Origin of the sequence: Herbiconiux gentiana (genome assembly GCF_024978135.1) — a bacterium.
GTDB lineage: Bacteria > Actinomycetota > Actinomycetes > Actinomycetales > Microbacteriaceae > Herbiconiux > Herbiconiux gentiana.
The window spans coordinates 1-19,051 of sequence record NZ_JANTEZ010000003.1 but is presented as its reverse complement, the minus strand read 5'-3'; the positions used below and the strand labels follow the sequence as shown (position 1 = coordinate 19,051).

20 protein-coding genes are annotated in these 19,051 nt (G+C 70.5%); 19 read left to right on the top strand and 1 reads right to left on the bottom strand.

Annotation, left to right across the window (positions count from 1 at the left end; genetic code table 11):
- Positions 1–351 (bottom strand): DUF1844 domain-containing protein, encoded by a 351-nt coding sequence (locus NVV95_RS07155; protein WP_194678768.1) that lies wholly within the window; start codon positions 349–351, stop codon positions 1–3.
- 245 nt (positions 352–596) lie between these two features.
- Between NVV95_RS07155 and infC the strand changes: the two genes are divergently transcribed.
- The 19 genes from infC (at position 597) to tyrS (ending at position 18,935) form a co-directional block, all read left to right on the top strand.
- Positions 597–1,241: a translation initiation factor IF-3 gene (gene infC, locus NVV95_RS07150; RefSeq protein WP_259486454.1), complete on the top strand. Its 645-nt coding sequence runs from the start codon at positions 597–599 to the stop codon at positions 1,239–1,241.
- 50 nt (positions 1,242–1,291) lie between these two features.
- Positions 1,292–1,486, top strand: coding sequence for a 50S ribosomal protein L35 (gene rpmI, locus NVV95_RS07145; protein WP_173183874.1), 195 nt, complete (start codon positions 1,292–1,294; stop codon positions 1,484–1,486).
- Between the two features lie 43 nt (positions 1,487–1,529).
- Positions 1,530–1,916, top strand: a complete 387-nt coding sequence (rplT, locus tag NVV95_RS07140) for a 50S ribosomal protein L20 (RefSeq protein WP_259485871.1) — start codon at positions 1,530–1,532, stop codon at positions 1,914–1,916.
- A 42-nt stretch (positions 1,917–1,958) separates the two neighbouring features.
- Positions 1,959–2,759, top strand: coding sequence for a TrmH family RNA methyltransferase (locus tag NVV95_RS07135; protein WP_259485870.1), 801 nt, complete (start codon positions 1,959–1,961; stop codon positions 2,757–2,759).
- Positions 2,760–2,832: 73 nt separating this feature from the next.
- Positions 2,833–3,612 (top strand): amino acid ABC transporter ATP-binding protein, encoded by a 780-nt coding sequence (locus NVV95_RS07130; protein WP_259485869.1) that lies wholly within the window; start codon positions 2,833–2,835, stop codon positions 3,610–3,612.
- A gap of 58 nt (positions 3,613–3,670) precedes the next feature.
- On the top strand, positions 3,671–4,537 hold the full coding sequence (locus NVV95_RS07125; protein ID WP_259485868.1) for a glutamate ABC transporter substrate-binding protein: 867 nt from the start codon (positions 3,671–3,673) through the stop codon (positions 4,535–4,537).
- Between the two features lie 98 nt (positions 4,538–4,635).
- The gene (locus NVV95_RS07120; protein ID WP_259485867.1) at positions 4,636–5,283 is read left to right on the top strand and encodes an amino acid ABC transporter permease; all 648 of its coding nucleotides are present in this window, start codon (positions 4,636–4,638) and stop codon (positions 5,281–5,283) included.
- Positions 5,280–6,149, top strand: coding sequence for an amino acid ABC transporter permease (locus NVV95_RS07115; RefSeq protein ID WP_259485866.1), 870 nt, complete (start codon positions 5,280–5,282; stop codon positions 6,147–6,149). The genes NVV95_RS07120 and NVV95_RS07115 overlap by 4 nt, the downstream gene beginning before the upstream one ends.
- 43 nt (positions 6,150–6,192) lie before the next feature.
- Positions 6,193–7,233 (top strand): phenylalanine--tRNA ligase subunit alpha, encoded by a 1,041-nt coding sequence (pheS, locus tag NVV95_RS07110; RefSeq protein WP_259485865.1) that lies wholly within the window; start codon positions 6,193–6,195, stop codon positions 7,231–7,233.
- 2 nt (positions 7,234–7,235) lie between these two features.
- Positions 7,236–9,773: a phenylalanine--tRNA ligase subunit beta gene (gene pheT, locus NVV95_RS07105; protein ID WP_259485864.1), complete on the top strand. Its 2,538-nt coding sequence runs from the start codon at positions 7,236–7,238 to the stop codon at positions 9,771–9,773.
- A gap of 115 nt (positions 9,774–9,888) precedes the next feature.
- Positions 9,889–10,935, top strand: coding sequence for an N-acetyl-gamma-glutamyl-phosphate reductase (argC, locus tag NVV95_RS07100; protein WP_259485863.1), 1,047 nt, complete (start codon positions 9,889–9,891; stop codon positions 10,933–10,935).
- A complete protein-coding gene (argJ, locus tag NVV95_RS07095) occupies positions 10,932–12,089 on the top strand; it encodes a bifunctional glutamate N-acetyltransferase/amino-acid acetyltransferase ArgJ (RefSeq protein WP_259485862.1) in 1,158 nt (385 codons plus the stop codon). The genes argC and argJ overlap by 4 nt, the downstream gene beginning before the upstream one ends.
- Positions 12,089–13,006: an acetylglutamate kinase gene (argB, locus tag NVV95_RS07090; protein ID WP_259485861.1), complete on the top strand. Its 918-nt coding sequence runs from the start codon at positions 12,089–12,091 to the stop codon at positions 13,004–13,006. Before argJ ends, argB begins: the two co-directional genes overlap by 1 nt.
- Before the next feature lie 41 nt (positions 13,007–13,047).
- Positions 13,048–14,238 (top strand): acetylornithine transaminase, encoded by a 1,191-nt coding sequence (locus NVV95_RS07085; RefSeq protein WP_259485860.1) that lies wholly within the window; start codon positions 13,048–13,050, stop codon positions 14,236–14,238.
- 146 nt (positions 14,239–14,384) lie between these two features.
- Positions 14,385–15,359: an ornithine carbamoyltransferase gene (gene argF / locus NVV95_RS07080; RefSeq protein ID WP_259485859.1), complete on the top strand. Its 975-nt coding sequence runs from the start codon at positions 14,385–14,387 to the stop codon at positions 15,357–15,359.
- A 10-nt stretch (positions 15,360–15,369) separates the two neighbouring features.
- Positions 15,370–16,821, top strand: a complete 1,452-nt coding sequence (gene argH / locus NVV95_RS07075) for an argininosuccinate lyase (protein WP_259485858.1) — start codon at positions 15,370–15,372, stop codon at positions 16,819–16,821.
- Positions 16,818–16,982: a hypothetical protein gene (locus tag NVV95_RS07070; protein ID WP_259485857.1), complete on the top strand. Its 165-nt coding sequence runs from the start codon at positions 16,818–16,820 to the stop codon at positions 16,980–16,982. Before argH ends, NVV95_RS07070 begins: the two co-directional genes overlap by 4 nt.
- Positions 16,983–16,992: 10 nt before the next feature.
- Entirely contained in the window at positions 16,993–17,595 is a 603-nt protein-coding gene (locus NVV95_RS07065; protein ID WP_259485856.1) for a DNA-3-methyladenine glycosylase, read from the top strand.
- Between the two features lie 29 nt (positions 17,596–17,624).
- Positions 17,625–18,935, top strand: coding sequence for a tyrosine--tRNA ligase (gene tyrS / locus NVV95_RS07060; RefSeq protein ID WP_269909037.1), 1,311 nt, complete (start codon positions 17,625–17,627; stop codon positions 18,933–18,935).
- Positions 18,936–19,051: the final 116 nt, after the last annotated feature.

Sequence of the window (19,051 nt, the reverse complement as noted above, 5' to 3'; positions counted from 1 at the left end):
TCAGCTGACCGGGCCGGTGTACTTCTCGCCCGGGCCCTCGCCGATCGCGTCGGGCACGGCGGACGCCTCGCGGAACGCCAGCTGCAGCGAGCGGAGACCGTCCCGCAGGCTCCGGGCGTGCTGGTCGCCGAGGAACGGCGCGGACGCCGTGACCAACCCGGCGAGAGCGGTGATGAGCTTGCGGGCCTCGTCGAGGTCGAGCTCCAGATCGGGGTCGTCGGCCAGGCCGCACTTCACGGCGGCCGCGCTCATGAGGTGCACCGCGGTGGTCGTGATGACCTCGACGGCCGGCACCTCCGCGATATCGCGGATGGCATCTGAACTGTCGTCGAAGTGGCTGGAATCGCTCATCGCGAAGAGGTCCTTACTGTTGGGGTCGAGTCTCTGCTAGACTCTCCGAGGCTCTGGGGTCATCGGCCCCAGTACGAAAGTGGAGAATCTCCCACCCGCGCATACCGCTTCATCAGGTTACCGGGTCTGCACACCCCTCCCGTTCCGGCGGGAAGACAGGGTGTGACGTGCCGTGATGCGAATGAGAATTCGCGAGCGCGCGTGGTTCCTGGCTTTCGCCCACACACGAAACTAAGGAGCAACGCATCAGCGATCCCCGTACCAACGACCGTATCCGTGTCCCCGAGGTCCGCCTCGTGGGCCCCGGTGGCGAGCAGGTCGGCGTCGTCAGCATCGACGTCGCGCTTCGGCTCGCCCAGGAGGCAGACCTCGACCTCGTCGAGGTCGCACCCAACTCCAAGCCCCCGGTCGCGAAGATCATGGACTACGGAAAGTTCAAGTACGAAGCCGCGCAGAAGGCCAAGGAGGCCCGCCGCAACCAGGCGAACACCATCCTCAAAGAGGTGCGCTTCCGCCTGAAGATCGACGTGCACGACTACGAGACCAAGCGCAAGCGCGCCGAGGGCTTCCTCAAGGCGGGCGACAAGGTCAAGGCGATGATCCTCTTCCGCGGCCGTGAGCAGTCGCGCCCCGACCAGGGCGTCCGTCTGCTGCAGCGCTTCGCGGAAGACGTCTCCGAGTTCGGCACCGTCGAGTCGACCCCGACCATCGACGGCCGCAACATGGTGATGGTCATCGGCCCGCTGAAGAACAAGTCAGAGGCCAAAGCCGAGCAGAACGCCAAGCGCGACGCGAACAAGGCCCGCGCCCACGAGCAGCCCGGCGACGAGCCTGCCCCCACGAACCCCGGCGACGAGCCGGCAGCTCCGGCCACCTCGGCCGAGCAGTAATCCCAGCCGGCCGCCACGGCCGCGACAAGCCCGAACACACAAGGAGAACCATGCCCAAGCAGAAGACGCACTCCGGTGCCAAGAAGCGTTTCAAGGTCACCGGCAGCGGCAAGATCATGAAGCAGCAGGCCGGTATGCGCCACAACCTGGAGGTCAAGGCTCCCGGGCGCAAGGCTCGCCTGAATAAGGACCAGGTGCTGTCCAAGGCCGACACCAAGGTCGCCAAGAAGCTTCTCGGCCTGTAGCCCCCGCTGCAGCAGCCGACCTAGACCAGAAAGAAGAAGAGCAATGGCAAGAGTGAAGAGGGCTGTCAACGCCCACAAGAAGCGTCGGGTCATCCTCGAGCGCGCCGAGGGCTACCGCGGTCAGCGGTCGCGTCTGTACCGCAAGGCCAAGGAGCAGGTCACCCACTCCCTCGTCTACTCGTACCGTGACCGCCGTGCGCGCAAGGGCGACTTCCGCCGCCTGTGGATCCAGCGCATCAACGCCGCGTCCCGTGCGAACGGCCTGACCTACAACCGCCTCATCCAGGGTCTCGCCCTGGCCGGCATCGAGGTCGACCGCCGCATTCTGGCCGAGCTGGCCGTGAACGAGCCCGCCACCTTCGCGGCCATCGTCGCGAGCGCCAAGGCCGCTCTTCCCGCCGACACCTCGGCTCCGAAGACCGCCGCGTAGCTTCGGCCGCTGCACGAAACACAACAGAAGAGAGTCAGCCGCATGCTCGACAATCCGCGATCACCGCGCGTTCGGGCTGTGGCGAAACTCGCCAAGAAGGGAGCCCGGTCCGAGACCGGGCTCTTCCTCTTGGAGGGTCCGCAGGCCGTGGCCGAGGCGCTGACGTTCGCGCCGCACCTCGTGATCGACCTGTTCGCGACCCCCACGGCGCTCGAGCGCCACGGCGACATCGCCCGCCGGGCCTCCGAGGCCGAGATCGAGGTCGAGTTCGTCACCGAGCCGGTGCTCGACGCGATGGCCGACACGGTCACCCCGCAGGGCTTCGTGGCGGTCTGCCGCCAGTTCCCCACGGCCGTGAAAGACATCTTCGCGGCCGGGCCGCGGCTCGTGGCGGTGCTCGAGGAGGTGCGTGACCCGGGCAACGCCGGCACGATCATCCGGGCCGCCGACGCCGCCGGGGCCGACGCCGTGATTCTCACGGGGCGCTCGGTCGACCTGTACAACCCCAAGGTGGTGCGGTCGACGACGGGCTCGCTGTTCCACCTCCCGGTCGCCGTCGAGGCGACCCTCGACGACGTGCTGAGCCGGGCCCGAGAGGCCGGCCTGCAGGCCCTCGCGGCCGACATCAAGGGCGACGACCTGCTCGACGTGCGCACTGCCGGCCTGCTCGCGAAGCCCACCGCCTGGGTCTTCGGCAACGAGGCGAGAGGCCTCACCGACGACGACCTCGCCGCCGTCGACCGCGCCGTCTCGCTGCCGATCTACGGCCAGGCCGAATCATTGAACCTCGCCACCGCCGCGTCGGTGTGCCTCTACGAGAGCGCCTTCGCCCTCCGCTCCTGAGCATGTTTCGCTTCGGTTACAGAAGCGGGTTGCTCGTTGCACCCCCCTGAACGGGTGTGGTTGGGTGTTCAGCATGAGTTCCGCCGATACCCCTGTTCGAGTGTCAGACGGAGCCGACGGCCCGCTCGTCGTGATCGACCGCATCGACAAGCACTTCGGTGAGCTGCACGTCCTGAAAGACATCTCGACCACCGTCGCCCGCGGCGAGGTCGTCGTGGTGATCGGTCCGTCCGGCTCCGGCAAGTCCACCTTCTGCCGGGCCATCAACCGGCTCGAGACCATCGACTCGGGCACGATCACCATCGACGGCACCGTGCTACCGAGCGAGGGTCGCGAGCTCGCGACGCTGCGCGCCGACGTGGGCATGGTGTTCCAGTCGTTCAACCTGTTCGCGCACAAGACGGTGCTCGAGAACGTCACGCTCGCGCCGATGAAGGTGCGCGGGCTCTCCCGGCGCGACGCCGAGGCGCGCGCCATGACCCTGCTCGAGCGCGTGGGTGTCGCCAACCAGGCGAAGAAGCTGCCGGCGCAGCTCTCGGGCGGTCAGCAGCAGCGCGTGGCCATCGCCCGCTCGCTCGCGATGGAGCCGAAGCTCATCCTGCTCGACGAGCCGACGAGTGCGCTCGACCCCGAGATGATCAACGAGGTGCTCGACGTCATGGTCGGGCTCGCCAAAGACGGCATGACGATGATCGTCGTCACCCACGAGATGGGCTTCGCCCGCAAGGCCGCCGACCGCGTGCTCTTCATGGCCGACGGCCGCATCGAGGAAGAGGCGGCCCCCGAGCAGTTCTTCGGCAACCCCCAGTCACCGAGAGCGAAAGACTTCCTCTCGAAGATCCTCGCCCACTAGGCGGGTACCATCCCCGCGCGTCTGCCGCGGGGTACACAGCACACGAGAGGTACGACCAATGAAGCACACGAAGCTATCGTTCTTCGCACTCGCGGCGGCCACCGCCCTGGTCCTGACGGGATGCGCGGGGTCCGACGACGCCGCCGACAGCGAGGAGACGCCTGAGGCGGCGCCCACCTTCGCGGCCGGCTCGACCATGGAGCGGCTGTCCAGCGCCGGGGAGATCACCATCGGCACCAAGTTCGACCAGCCCCTGTTCGGGCTCGTCGGCCCCGACGGCACCCCTGAGGGCTTCGACGTCGAGATCGGCAAGATCATCGCCGACAAGCTCGGCATCGACGACGACAAGATCACGTGGGTCGAGACGGTCTCGGCGAACCGCGAGCCCTTCATCCAGAACGGTGAGGTCGACATCGTGGTGGCGACCTACACCATCAACGACAAGCGCAAGGAGGTCATCTCCTTCGCCGGCCCGTACTACACCGCCGGTCAGAGCATCCTGACGCTCAGCGACAACGACGACATCAAGACGGAAGACGACCTGGTCGGCCAGAAGGTCTGCTCGGTCACCGGCTCCACCCCGGCGGCCAACCTCGAGGCGCTCGGCGCCGACGTGGTGCTCACCGACACCTACACCAACTGCCTCGAGCCGCTGCGCACGGGCCAGGTCGTGGCGGTGTCGACCGACAACGTCATCCTCGCCGGTCTCGCCGCGCAGAACGAGGGCGAGTTCCAGGTCGTCGGCAAGCCCTTCACCGAGGAGCCCTACGGCATCGGCCTCGCGAAGGACGACACCGACTTCCGCACCTTCATCAACGACACGCTCGAGGAATCGTACGCCGACGGCTCCTACGAGGAGGCCTGGAACGAGACGGCCGGCGCGGTGCTGCCGTTCGTCGAGCCCCCGGCGGTCGACCGCTACTGATCCATCCGGTGGGGGGCCGCACACGCGGCTCCCCGCCTCCCTGTCCCGGCACGCCCGCCACCACCCACCACCGTCCCGTCGACTAGAGAGGAGTGCGAGTGAACGTCGTCATCGACAACCTGCCGGCCTACCTCGAGGGCTTCGGCCAGACGCTCTCGCTGCTGCTCATCGCGGGGTTGGGAGCGCTCGTGGTCGGCACGGTCGTCGCCGCCATGCGCATCTCGCCCGTGCCCGCGCTCTCGAGCGTCGCCGCCGTCTACACCGAGCTGCTGCGCAACACCCCGCTGACGCTCGTGCTGTTCTTCTGCGCGATCATCCTGCCCTACCTCGGGTCGGAGCTGCCCTACTTCTGGTGCGCCATCATCGGCCTCACCGCCTACACCTCGCCCTTCGTGGCGGAGGCGCTGCGCTCGGGCATCAACGGCGTGCCCGTCGGTCAGGCCGAGGCAGCCCGCAGTCTGGGTCTCGGCTTCGGCCAGACGGTGAGCATCGTCATCTTCCCCCAGGCGTTCCGGATGGTCATCCCGCCGCTGATCAACGTGCTGATCGCCCTCACCAAGAACACCTCGGTGGCGGGCGGCTTCTTCGTGGCCGAGCTGTTCGGCGTCGGCCGCACGCTGGCGAACGCGAACGGCAACGCCGTGATCGCCGTTCTACTGGCGGTGGCCACCTTCTACCTCATCATCACCATCCCGCTCGGCATCCTCGCCGGGCGGCTCGAGAAGAGATTCGCGGTGCAGCGATGAGCGCCTCCGTCCTGTTCGACGCCCCGGGGCCGCGCGCGAAGCGCCGTTCCCGCGTCGCGTCGGTGATCGTCATCCTGGTCGTGCTCGCCGGGCTCTCCTGGATCGTCTACACGCTCGCCCAGCCCCGCGAATCCGGCGGCATCATCGTGCCGGGCTACTTCGACTGGACCAGGTGGGAGAAGCCGGTCACCGACCCCGAGTTCTGGGGCGCGGTGGGCCGCGGTGTGCTCGGCACGCTGCAGGCCGCGGCCATCGCGGCCGCCGGCGCCATCGCGATCGGCGTGCTGTTCGCCCTGCTCCGCACCTCGCCGCTGGCCCTCGTGCGGGTGCCGACCACCATCGTGCTCGAGTTCTTCCGTGGCATGCCCGTGCTGCTGATGATGCTCTTCATCCTGCTGGTGGCCTCGACCGGCGCGTTCTGGGCCGTCGTGATCGCCCTGGCGGTCTACAACGGAGCCCTGATCGGCGAGGCGCTGCGAGCGGGGATCGTGTCGCTCCCGCGGGGCCAGCGCGAGGCGGGGCTGAGCCTCGGCCTCACGCGGCTGCAGACCAAGCTGCAGATCGAGTTCCCGCAGGCGTTCCGGCAGATGCTGCCGATCATCGTCGCGCAGCTCGTCGTGCTCTTGAAAGACACCAGCCTCGGCTACATCGTCGGCTACAACGAGCTCATCCGCACGACGATGAACAACCTGTCGAGCTTCTACGGCAATCGCTATCTGATCACGCTGTTCATCATCACGCTCGTGATCTACCTCGCGATCAACCTCTCGCTGTCGTGGGTAGCGCGGCGGCTCGCCCGCCGTCGCTCGCCGAAGGCACTGAAAGCAGCGGGCCCCGAGAACCCCGAGAACGCGGCGACGGAGTAGCGCGGACGACGCACCCGCACCGCACCCCGTAAACTTGTGCCTCGTGTCTGAACCCATCGCCATCACCGAGCAGGCGGTGAGCGACGCGGTCGACGCGGCGCTCGCGGCCCTCGAGTCCGCGTCCGACTCCGCCGCCCTCCGCGCCGTGCGTTCCGCCCACGCGGGGGAGGGCTCGCCCCTCGCCGCGTTCAACGCGCAGATCAAGGCGCTCCCGGGAGACCAGAAGGCCGCGGCGGGCAAGCTCGTCGGCCAGGCCCGCGCCCGCGTCAACCAGGCCATCGCCGCCCGCGAGACCGAGGTCGTGGCCCTCGAGGAGGCCGCGAAGCTCGCCGCCGAGACGGTCGACGTGACGGCCCTGCCCAGTCGCCGCCGCATCGGCGCGCGCCATCCGCTCTCGCTCTTGCAGGACCGCATCGCCGACATCTTCGTCGGCATGGGCTGGGAGGTCGCGGAGGGCCCCGAGGTCGAGAGCGAGTGGTTCAACTTCGACGCCCTGAACTTCGACGCCGACCACCCCGCCCGCGCGATGCAGGACACCTTCTTCATCGACCCGCCCGAGTCGCACCTGGTGCTCCGCACCCACACCAGCCCGGTGCAGGTGCGGAGCCTGCTCGAGCGCCCGCTGCCCGTGTACGTCATCGCCCCCGGTCGTGTGTACCGCACCGACGAGCTCGACGCCACGCACACGCCCGTGTTCAGCCAGGTCGAGGGCATCGCCATCGACAAGGGCCTGACCATGGCGCACCTCCGCGGCACGCTCGAGCACTTCGCCACGCAGATGTTCGGCGAGGGCGCCAAGATCCGCCTGCGGCCGAACTACTTCCCGTTCACCGAGCCCAGCGCTGAGATGGACGTCTGGCAGCCGGGCGCCAAGGGCGGTGCGCGCTGGGTCGAATGGGGCGGCTGCGGCATGGTCAACCCCAACGTGCTCCGCTCGGCGGGCATTAACCCCGACGAGTACTCGGGCTTCGCGTTCGGCATGGGCATCGAGCGCACCCTGCAGTTCCGCAACGACCTCAACGACATGCGCGACATGGTCGAGGGCGACGTGCGCTTCTCCCAGCAGTTCGGAATGGTGGTCTAGTCATGCGGGTTCCTCTGTCCTGGCTCGCCGAGTACGTCGACCTCCCCGTCGGTGCCTCGATCGCCGACGTCCACGCCGCCCTCGTCAAGGTCGGGCTCGAAGAGGAGGGGTCGCACGACTTCGACCTCCAGGGCCCGATCGTCGTGGGCCAGGTGCTCGAGTTCGTGCCCGAGCCGCAGTCCAACGGCAAGACCATCCGCTGGTGCCAGGTGCGCGTCGCGCCCGAGGGTCAGCCCGCCGCCGACGGCGGTGCGGACGTGCGCGGCATCGTCTGCGGTGCCGACAACTTCTTCGAGGGCGACAAGGTCGTGGTGACGCTGCCGGGCGCCGTGCTGCCCGGCGGCTTCGCCATCGCGGCCCGCAAGACCTACGGTCACGTCTCCGACGGCATGATCGCCTCGGCGCGCGAGCTCGGCCTCGGCGACGACCACGACGGCATCCTGCGCCTCGGCACGCTCGGCCTCGACCCCGAGGTCGGCACCGACGCGCTGCCGCTGCTCGGTCTCGACGACGAGGCCGTCGAGGTCAACGTCACCCCCGACCGCGGCTACGCCTTCTCGATCCGCGGCATCGCCCGCGAGTTCTCCAACTCCACCGGTGCGGCCTTCCGCGACCCGGTGGCCCGGGTCACCCCGGTCGCGGCGAACGGCTTCCCGGTCGCCATCCACGACGAGGCGCCCATCCGCGGCCGCGTCGGCGCGACGGTGTTCGTCACCCGCGTGGTGCGCGGCGTCGACCCCACCCGGCCGAGCCCCGCCTGGCTGGTGTCGCGGCTGAAGCTCGCCGGCATCCGCTCGATCTCGCTCATCGTCGACATCACCAACTACGTGATGCTCGAGTTCGGGCAGCCCATCCACGGCTACGACCTGGATGCTCTGCAGGGCGGCCTCGTCGTGCGCCGCGCCGCCCCGGGCGAGACCCTCGAGACCCTCGACGGCCAGACCCGCACGCTGAACCCCGAAGACCTCGTGATCGCCGACGACCGCGGAGCCATCGGCCTCGCCGGTGTGATGGGCGGCGCGTCGACCGAGATCGGCGACGCCACCACGACCGTGCTCGTCGAGTCGGCGAACTTCGACCCGGTGTCGATCGCGCGCACGGCCCGCCGGCACAAGCTGCCGAGCGAGGCCTCCAAGCGCTTCGAGCGCGGCGTCGACCCCGCCGTCGCGCAGCCCGCCGCGGCCCGCGTGGTCGAGCTGCTCGAGACGCTCGCCGGCGGAACGGCCGACGACGGTCTCGGGTCGGTGCACCACGAGCATCCGGAGCCCGGCTCGATCGTGCTGCCCTTCGGCTTCGTGCAGCGTCTCGTCGGCGTCGACTTCACGAGCGACGAGACCGCGCACGCCCTGGCCGAGATCGGCGCCGCCGTCGAGGAGACCTCGGCCGGCTTCGTCGTCACCCCGCCGTCGTGGCGCCCCGACATCACCGACAAGGCGTCGCTCGCCGAGGAGGTGGCCCGCATCGTCGGGTACGACCGCATCCCGTCGATCCTGCCCGTCGCGCCTCCCGGCCGCGGGCTCACCGTCACGCAGGTGACGCGCCGGCGCACCGCCGACGTGCTGGCGGCGGGAGGCCTCACCGAGGTGCTCGCCTACCCCTTCGTCGGGGCCGTGATGAACCGCACCTTCGGCAGCCCGCGCGACGAGGAGGCCTCTGCCATCCGCGTCGCGAACCCGCTCGACGCCGAGGCGGCCCTGCTCCGCACCTCGCTCATCCCGGGACTGATCGACATCGCGCGCCGCAACCTCTCCCGCGGTCTGACCGACCTCGGCCTGTTCGAGCTGGGGCTCGTCTTCCGCCCCGAGGCCGGCCGCGAGTACGGCCAGCCCGCGCTGCCCGCCGGCGCCCGGCTGCCCGACGACGCGGAGCTCGCCGAGCTGCACGGCGGCATCCCGCCGCAGCCGCGTCACGTCGGCGTGCTCCTGCTGGGCAACGCCGTCGACAAGCAGCCCGGCCAGCCCGCCGTGCCCGCCGGCATCGCCGACGTGCTCGACGTGGTGCGCCTCGTCGAGTCGGCCCTGGCCGTCGAGCTGCGCGTCGCCACCGGGACGCACAAGGCCCTGCACCCCGGCCGCACGGCCGAGCTGTTCGTCACGGGTGCCGACGGCGCCGAGCGGAGCGTCGGCTTCGCCGGTGAGCTGCTGCCGACCCTGACGCACGAGCTCGACCTGCCGCGCGTGGTCGCGGTGGCCGAGCTCGACCTCGACGCGCTGCTCGCCGCCGCCGGGGAGTCGATCGAGGTCGCGCCGATCTCGGGCTACCCGGCCGCCACGCAAGACCTCTCGCTGGTCGTCGACGCCGCCGTTCCGGCCGGCGAGGTCGAGCGCGCCGTGGTCGAGGGCGCGGGCGAGCTGCTCGAGAGCATCCGCCTGGTCGACGACTACCGCGGCTCGGGGGTGCCGGATGCCGCGAAGTCCCTGACGTTCGCCCTCCGTTTCCGGGCTCCCGATCGCACCCTCACCGCCGCCGAGGCGAGCGAAGCGAAGCTCGCCGGAGCGGCGACGGCCGGCGAGCGCTTCGGCGCCACCGTGCGCGAGTAGCCGCAGCCGGTGCGCGAGTAGCCGCAGCCGGTGCGCGAGTAGCAGCGGCCCGAGCGCCCTCTGCGTGCGACGCCCGTCGCGAAAGGGGGCGCCCGCTACCGGCTAGATTTGACCCATGGTCTATTCAGTTGCGGTCGCGGGTGCCTCCGGGTACGCCGGAGGCGAGGTCCTGAGGCTCCTCAGCGCGCATCCGGAGTTCGAGGTGCGAACCGTCACGGCGCACAAGAACGCCGGCCAGCCGCTGATCGAGGTGCAGCCGCACCTCCGCTCCTACGCTGACCTCGTGCTGCAGGACACCTCGGCCGAGACCCTCGCCGGCCACGACGTCGTCTTCCTCGCACTTCCGCACGGCCACTCCGGAGCGCTCGCCGCCGAGCTCGGCGACAGCACCCTCGTGGTCGACTGCGGCGCCGACCACCGGCTCACCGACGAGAACGCCTGGCTCGAGTTCTACCGCTCCGAGTACCACGGCTCGTGGCCCTACGGCCTGCCCGAACTGGTGCGCCTGAACGGCGGCAAGCAGCGCGAATCCCTCGTCGGCGTGAACCGCATCGCGGTGCCCGGCTGCAACGTCACGGCCGTGAGCCTCGGCCTCGCGCCGGGCCTCCGCGCCGGCGTCGTGCAGGCCGCCGACCTGGTCGCGGTGCTCGCCGTCGGCCCCTCGGGGGCGGGCAAGACCCTGCGCACCGACCTCCTCGCGAGCGAGCTGCTCGGCTCGGCCCACGCCTACGGCGTCGGGGGAGTGCACCGGCACATCCCCGAGATCGTGCAGAACCTCGAGGGCGCCTCGGGCGAGAAGGTCACCGTCTCCTTCACCCCGATGCTCGTGCCCATGTCGCGCGGCATCATCGCCACCTCGACCGCCCGTCTGCAGGCCGGCGTCAGCGCCGCCGACGTGCGCTCGGCCTGGGAGCTCGCCTACGCCGACGAGCCGTTCGTGCATCTGCTGCCCGAGGGCTCGTTCCCCAAGGTCGCCGACGTGATCGGCTCGAACTCGGCGCTGATCGGCCTGGCCGTCGACGAGGCCGCCGAGCGCGTGGTCACCGTGACGGTGCTCGACAACCTGGTCAAGGGCACGGCCGGAGCCGCCCTCCAGTCCACCAACATCGCCCTGGGCCTGCCCGAGACCCTCGGCCTGCCCGTGAACGGAGTCGCCCCGTGAGCGTCACCCATCCCGCCGGCTTCACCGCCTCGGGCGTCGTCGCCGGCCTGAAATCCACCGGAGCGCGCGACCTCGCCCTGGTCGTGAACCAGGGTCCGCTTCAGCACGCGGCCGCCGTCTTCACCTCGAACCGCGCTAAGGCCAACCCGATCCTCTGGTCGGAGCAGGTCATCCGCGACGGCCGCGTCTCGGCCGTCGTGCTCAACTCCGGTGGCGCGAACTGCTTCACGGGGGCCTTCGGCTTCCAGACCGCCCACGCCACGGCCGAGGCCGTCGGCAGCGCGCTCGGCGTCTCGCCCGGAGACGTGCTGGTTTGCTCGACGGGGCTGATCGGTGTCGGCGACCAGAGCTTCCGCGACGCGATCCTCGAGAACGTGCCGGCCGCAGCCGAGGCCCTCGGCGCCGACGGCGGCGAGGCGGCCGCGCTGGCGATCATGACCACCGACTCGCGCCCGAAGCAGGCCGTCGTCGAATCGAGCGGCTGGTCCATCGGCGGCATGGCCAAGGGGGCGGGGATGCTCGCGCCCGGCCTCGCGACGATGCTGGTGGTGCTCACCACCGACGCCGTGCTCCCGCCCGCTGCCCTCGACCGGGCACTCCGGGCGGCCACCCGTGTCACCTTCGACCGCCTCGACTCGGACGGCTGCATGTCGACCAACGACACCGTCGCCCTGATGGCGAGCGGAGCATCCGGGATCGACGCCGACGAGGCCGACTTCACCGAGGCGCTCACCGCCCTCTGCCGCGATCTCGCACTGCAGCTGCAGGCCGACGCCGAGGGTGCGAGCCACGACATCGCGATCGAGGTCGTCAACGCCGCGAGCGAGGACGACGCGGTGGTGGTCGGCCGCGCGGTCTCCCGCAGCAACCTGCTGAAGGCCGCCATCTTCGGCAACGACCCGAACTGGGGCCGGGTGCTCGCCGCGCTCGGCACCACCGACGCGGCCTTCGATCCCTACGCCATCGACGTCTCGATGAACGGCGTGATGGTCTGCCGCAGCGGCGAGCCGGGCGACGACCGTGAGCTCGTCGACCTCTCGCCGCGGGCCTGCACGATCCTGATCGACCTCAAGGCGGGCGACGCCACGGCGACCATCTTCACCAACGACCTCACGCACGACTACGTGCACGAGAACAGCGCGTACGCCAGCTGATGGCCGAGTACAGAACCGCCGGCGCGGCCGACTCCGAGCTCGCGCACGTGAAGGCGAACACCCTGATCGAGTCGCTGCCCTGGCTCAAGCGCTTCCACGGCGAGATCGTCGTGATCAAGTTCGGCGGCAACGCCATGGTCGACCCCGAGCTGCAGCGCACCTTCGCCGAGGACATCGTCTACCTCCGTTACGCGGGCATCAAGCCCGTCGTCGTGCACGGGGGCGGCCCGCAGATCTCGAAGATGCTCGACCGGCTCGGCATCGCGAGCGAGTTCCGCGGGGGTTACCGTGTCACGAGCCCCGAAGCCATGGACGTGGTGCGCATGGTGCTCACCGGGCAGATCAGCCGGGACATCGTGGGCAACATCAACCAGCACGGCCCGCTCGCCTCCGCGGTCTCGGGTGAGGACGCCGGACTGTTCGAGGGCCGGCGTCGCGGGGTCGAGATCGACGGCGAGCTCGTCGACCTCGGGCTCGTCGGCGACGTCGTGGGAGTGAACCCCGCCGGTGTGCGGGCGCTGCTCGACGCCGGCCGCATCCCCGTCGTCTCCTCGATCGCGCCCGATCTCGATTCGCCCGGCCAGGTGCTGAACGTGAACGCCGACGCCGCGGCCGCCGCCCTGGCGGTGGCGCTCGGGGCCGCGAAGCTGGTCGTGCTCACCGACGTCGCCGGGCTCTACAGCGACTGGCCGAACCGCGACTCGCTCGTGTCCGAGATCGACGGCGAGGAGCTGCGCGCGCTGCTGCCCGAGCTCGAGTCGGGCATGATCCCCAAGATGGCCGCGTGCCTCGAGGCCGTCGACGGCGGAGTGCCCAAGGCCGCCATCATCGACGGGCGCGAGGCGCACTCGGTGCTGCTCGAGATCTTCACCCCCGGCGGCTTCGGCACCGAGGTCGTCGCGGCACCCGCCGACTGACTCCGCCCGCCCCCACCCCGACCCGACCCGGAAGGCCCGTCTTGTCCTCCTCCCCGTGGAAGAACCGCTTCGACGAATCGCTCATGCGCACCATGGGCATGCCACTGCGCTTCCTCGTGCGCGGCGAGGGCGCGTGGGTCTGGGACGACGAGGGCAACCGCTACCTCGACTTCCTCGCCGGCATCGCGGTGAACTCGCTCGGTCACGCGCATCCGGTGTTCGTCGAGGCGGTCAGCCGCCAGGCCGCCACGCTCGCCCACGTGTCGAACTACTTCTCGACACCGCCGCAGCTCGAACTGGCCGAGCGGCTCAAGCGCCTCACCGGAGCGGGTGAGGGAGGCCGCGCCTACTTCTGCAACTCGGGCGCCGAGGCGAACGAGGCCGCCTTCAAGCTGGCCCGCCTGAACTCGAACCCCGCCCGCCGCCGCATCGTCGCGCTCGAGAACGCTTTCCATGGCCGCACCATGGGGGCGCTCGCGCTCACGGGCAAGCCGGCCATGCGCGAACCGTTCGACCCGATGCCCGGGGGAGTGGAGCACATCCCGAGCACCATCGAGGCCCTCGAGGCCACGATCGACGACTCGGTGGCCGCCCTCTTCCTCGAGCCCGTCAAGGGCGAGGCCGGCGTGATCGACCTGCCGGCCGGCTACCTGAAGCGGGCGCGCGAGCTCACCGAGCAGCACGGGGTGCTGCTCGTCCTCGACGAGATCCAGACCGGTGTCGGCCGGTCGGGCGCCTGGTTCGCCTACCAGAACGCGGGCATCGTGCCGGATGCCGTGACCATCGCCAAGGGCATGGCCGGCGGCTTCCCCATCGGCTCGCTGGTCACCTTCGGCTGGGCGTCGGAGCTCTTCACCCGCGGCCAGCACGGCAGCACCTTCGGCGGCAACCCGCTCGCCACCGCGACGGCGAACGCCGTGCTCGGCCACATCGAGCAGGCCGGACTGGTCGACAACGCGCTCGTGCGGGGCGAGCAGCTGCGCACGGTCATCCGCGAGATCGACTCGCCGCTCGTCGAGCAGGTTCGCGGCCAGGGTCTCCTGATCGGTGTCGGTCTCCGCGAGCCCGTCGCGGCGCAGCTCTCCGACGCCGCGCTGCAGTCGGGCCTGATCATCAACGCCCCGAACGACTCGAGCCTGCGCATCGCGCCGCCGCTGATCATCGGCGACGACGAGGTGCGCGAGTTCGGCAACCGTCTGCGCGCGTCTTTCGCGCTCGTCGAGGCGCTCTGACCCCTCGGCCGGGCCGCGTCCGGCGTGCTCCCGGTGCGAGCAGCGGATGCGCGAGCGCCCTCTCCCGCTATCCTGAACCTTTCGGCGCAGTCCGATCCGCGCCCGTCCTACCCCAGTCCCACCCTGTCCCCACCCCTGAGGCGAGCATGACCAGGCACTTCCTTCGTGACGACGACATCACCCCGGCCGAGCAGGCCCAGATCCTCGACCTCGCCGAGCGCCTCAAGGCCGACCGCTTCCAGGCGCGTCCGCTCGAGGGCCCGCAGACGGTCGCGGTGATCTTCGACAAGTCCTCCACGCGCACCCGCGTCTCGTTCGCGGTGGGCATCGCCGACCTCGGCGGCGTGCCGCTGATCATCTCCACCGCCTCGAGCCAGCTCGGCGGGAAGGAGACCGCGAGCGACACCGCCCGGGTGCTCGAGCGCCAGGTCGCGGCCATCGTCTGGCGCACCTACGCCCAGTCGGGGCTCGAGGAGATGGCCGCGGGCACCCGGGTGCCCGTCGTCAACGCGCTCTCGGACGACTTCCACCCGTGCCAACTGCTGGCCGACTTCCTCACCATCCGCGAGCACCGCGGAAACCTCGCCGGGCTCACCGTCACGTTCCTCGGCGACGGCGCGAGCAACATGGCGCAGTCCTACCTGCTGGCCGGCGCGACGGCCGGGATGCACGTGCGCATCGCCTGCCCCGAGCAGTACGCCCCGCATCCGGAGGTCGTCGCCGACGCCGAGCGCCGTGCCGCCGAGACCGGCGGCTCGGTGGTCGTGCTCACCGACCCGGCGGCTGCCGCGGCCGGAGCCGACGTCATCGTCACCGACACCTGGGTGTCGATGGGCAAGGAGGACGAGAAGGCCGAGCGCGTGGCGACCTTCGGCGGCTACCAGGTCGACAGCGCCCTGATGGCGACGGCCCAGCCCGACGCGCTGTTCCTGCACTGCTTGCCGGCCGACCGTGGCTACGAGGTGGCGGCCGACGTGATCGACGGGCCGCAGAGCGTGATCTGGGACGAGGCCGAGAACCGGCTGCACGCGCAGAAGGCGCTGCTGGTGTGGCTGTTCGAGCAGAACGCGGCGGGTACCGACGCGACCGCCACCGCTTCGGCCGCCACCGCGGCCGTCTGAGGAGGACGACATGACCGACGACGTCTCGAACCGGGCCGCTGAAGCAGGGGCCCTCTGGGGCGGCCGCTTCGCCGGCGGCCCCGCGCCGGAGCTCGCCGAGCTCAGCCGCTCCACCCACTTCGACTGGCAGCTCGCCCAGTACGACATCGAGGGGTCGCGCGCCCACGCCCGCGCGCTCGCCCGGGCCGGGTACCTGACCGCCGGCGAGCTGGAGGGCATGCTCGCGGCGCTCGACACGCTGGGCGCCTCGGTCGACAGCGGCGAGTTCGCCCCGCTCGCGAGCGACGAGGACGTGCACTCGGTCCTCGAGCGCAGCCTGATCGAGATCGCCGGAGCCGAGCTCGGCGGCAAGCTGCGCGCCGGACGCAGCCGCAACGATCAGATCGCCACCCTCGTGCGCATGCTGCTCCGCGATCACGCGGCCACGATCACCCGCCAGCTCGTCGACCTGATCGACGCCACGGCGGCCCAGGCCGACGCGCACTTCGATGCGATCCTCCCCGGACGCACGCACCTGCAGCACGCCCAGCCCGTGCTGCTCGCCCACCAGCTGCTGGCGCACTGCTGGCCGCTGGTGCGTGACCTCGAGCGCTTCCGGGACTGGGACCGCCGCGCGAACGCCTCGCCCTACGGGTCCGGCGCCCTCGCCGGCAACACCCTCGGCCTCGACGCCGAGCTCGTGGCGCACGACCTCGGTTTCGCGCACGGCGTCGAGAACTCGATCGACGGCACGGCCGCCCGGGACGTCGTGGCCGAGTTCGCCTACATCACGGCCCAGATCGGCATCGACCTCTCGCGCTTCGCGGAGGAGATCATCATCTGGAACACGAAGGAGTTCGGCTTCGTCACGCTCTCCGACTCGTACTCCACGGGCTCGTCGATCATGCCGCAGAAGAAGAACCCCGATATCGCCGAGCTCGCGCGCGGCAAGTCGGGCCGGCTGATCGGCAACCTCACGGGGCTGCTCGCCACACTCAAGGGCCTCCCGCTCGCGTACAACCGCGACCTGCAGGAGGACAAGGAGCCCGTCTTCGACTCGATCAAGACCCTCGAGGTGCTGCTGCCGGCCTTCACCGGCATGGTCGCGACGCTCACGTTCCACACCGAGCGCATGGCGGAGCTCGCACCACAGGGCTTCTCTCTCGCCACCGACGTGGCCGAGTGGCTGGTCAAGCAGCACGTCACCTTCCGCGACGCGCACGAGATCACGGGTACCCTCGTCAAGTTCGCCGAAGACCACGGTCTCGAGCTCGACGAGCTGACGGATGCGCAGTACACCGACATCTCACCCCACCTCACCCCGGCCGTGCGCGAGGTGCTGACGATCGAGGGCTCGGTCGCCAGCCGCGACGGCTCCGGCGGCACCGCCGGAGTGCGCGTGCGGGAGCAGCTCGCCGCGCTCACCGAGCGGGTGCGCGCGCTCGTCACCCAGAGTGGCGAGATCACCGGAGGGACTCGATGAGCCCGGCCGGCCCCGCGAAGCCCGAACGCGACCCCGGCGACCCCGGCTTCTGGCGCCGCCCCCTGTCGAACCGCGTGGTCTGGACGATCATCGCCGTCGCCGCGGTGGTCGTGGTGGCCGGCGTGATCGTTAGCCTCGCGCTCGGCGTGCGGCTGTTCTAGGCGCGTGCCCGTGATCGATCTCTCCGCCTCCGCGGTCGAGGTCGCGCCCCTGCTGCTCGGGGCCGTGCTCGCCCACGACTCTCCCGAGGGGCGGGTGTCGGTGCGCCTGACCGAGGTGGAGGCCTACCTCGGCGAGGGCCTCGACCCGGGATCGCACTCCTTCCGGGGCCGCACCCGCCGGAACGCCTCGATGTTCGGCGAGCCCGGCCGGCTCTACACGTACTTCACCTACGGCATGCACGTCTGCGCGAACGTCGTCTGCTCTCCCGCGGGGGAGGCGTCGGCCGTGCTGCTGCGCGCCGGCGAGGTGGTCGAGGGTGTCGAGCTCGCGCGCTCGCGGCGCCCGACCTCCCGCTCCGCGATCGACCTGGCACGGGGCCCGGCGCTCTTGGTGAAGGCCCTCGGGATCGCGCTGAGTGACGACGGCGCCGACCTCGGCACCCCGCCGTTCTCGCTCGCACCGGCGGCTGGCCGCGCATCCGGGATCGCCACCTCGCTGCGCACGGGAGTGAGCGGCGACGGCGGGAGGGCGCCGTTCGCCTGGCGGTTCTTCCTCGAGGGCGACCCGACCGTCTCGCCCTACAAGCGCCACCCCAAGCTCGCCGCGAGCTGACGAGGCCCCCGCTGGTAGGCTCGATTCCCGTGTCAGACCTCATCGACCCCGCCGCTCTCGTGCCGCAGAACGATCCCTCGTTCGACGACATCTGGGACGAGCTGAACTATCGCGGGCTCGTGCACGTCTCGACCGATGCGGCGGCCCTGAAGGAGCTGCTCGCCGGACCGCCGATCACGTTCTACTGCGGCTTCGACCCCACGGCGCCGAGCCTGCACCTCGGCAATCTCGTGCAGCTCCTCGTGATGCGGCGGCTCCAGCTCGCCGGCCACAAGCCGCTCGGGCTGGTGGGCGGATCGACGGGACTCATCGGCGACCCGCGGCCCACGGCCGAGCGCTCGCTGAACACCAAGGACACCGTGGCCGAGTGGGTGGGCTACCTGCGCGGGCAGATCGAGCGCTTCCTCAGCTTCGAGGGTGACAACGCCGCCCGCATGGTGAACAACCTCGACTGGACGTCACCCTTGTCGGCGATCGACTTCCTGCGCGACATCGGCAAGTACTTCCGGGTCGGCACGATGCTGAAGAAAGACGCGGTATCGGCTCGGCTGAACTCCGACGCGGGTATCAGCTACACCGAGTTCAGCTACCAGATCCTGCAGGGCATGGACTTCCTCGAGCTGTACCGCAGCTACGGCTGCGTGCTGCAGACCGGGGGCAGCGACCAGTGGGGCAACCTCACGAGCGGCACCGACCTGATCCATCGCGCGGAGGGGGTGAGCGTGCACGCCATCGGCACGCCGCTCATCACGAACTCCGACGGAACGAAGTTCGGCAAGAGCGAGGGCAACGCGATCTGGCTCGATCCCGAGCTGACGAGCCCCTACGCGTTCTACCAGTTCTGGCTCAACACCGACGACGCCGACGTGATCGCGCGGCTGAAGATCTTCACGTTCCTGCCTCGCACCGAGCTCGATCGTCTCGAGCAGGCGGTGGCCGAGGCGCCGTTCCGCCGTGAGGCCCAGCGAACGCTGGCCTACCTGGTGACCGCCTTCGTGCACGGGGTGGAGGCGACCGAGTCCGCGATCGCGGCGGCCGCGGCCCTGTTCGGGCAGGGCGACCTGGCCGAATTGGATGCTCGTACCGTCGCCGCGGCCGTGGCCGAGCTGCCCCGGGCCGAGGTGACGGGGGAGACCTCGATCGTCGAGGCCCTCGTGGCGACCAAGCTGGTCGCCTCGACCAGCGAGGCCCGGCGCGCGATCGCTCAGGGCGGTGTCTACCTGAACAACGTGAAGGTCGACGACGACACGGCGACCGTGGGCGACCGGCTGCTCGCCGGTGGTTTCGCGGTGCTGCGCCGGGGCAAGAAGACCCTCGGCGGCCTGTCGACCAGCGGATGATCGGGGCCCGACACGCCCGGGATGCAAAGTGATTTGCGAGCCCCGGCATCGCGCCGTAATGTTCTTACTCGTCACCCCACAGGTGCGGAAAGCGGAAGAGCTTACCGGCCTCAAGC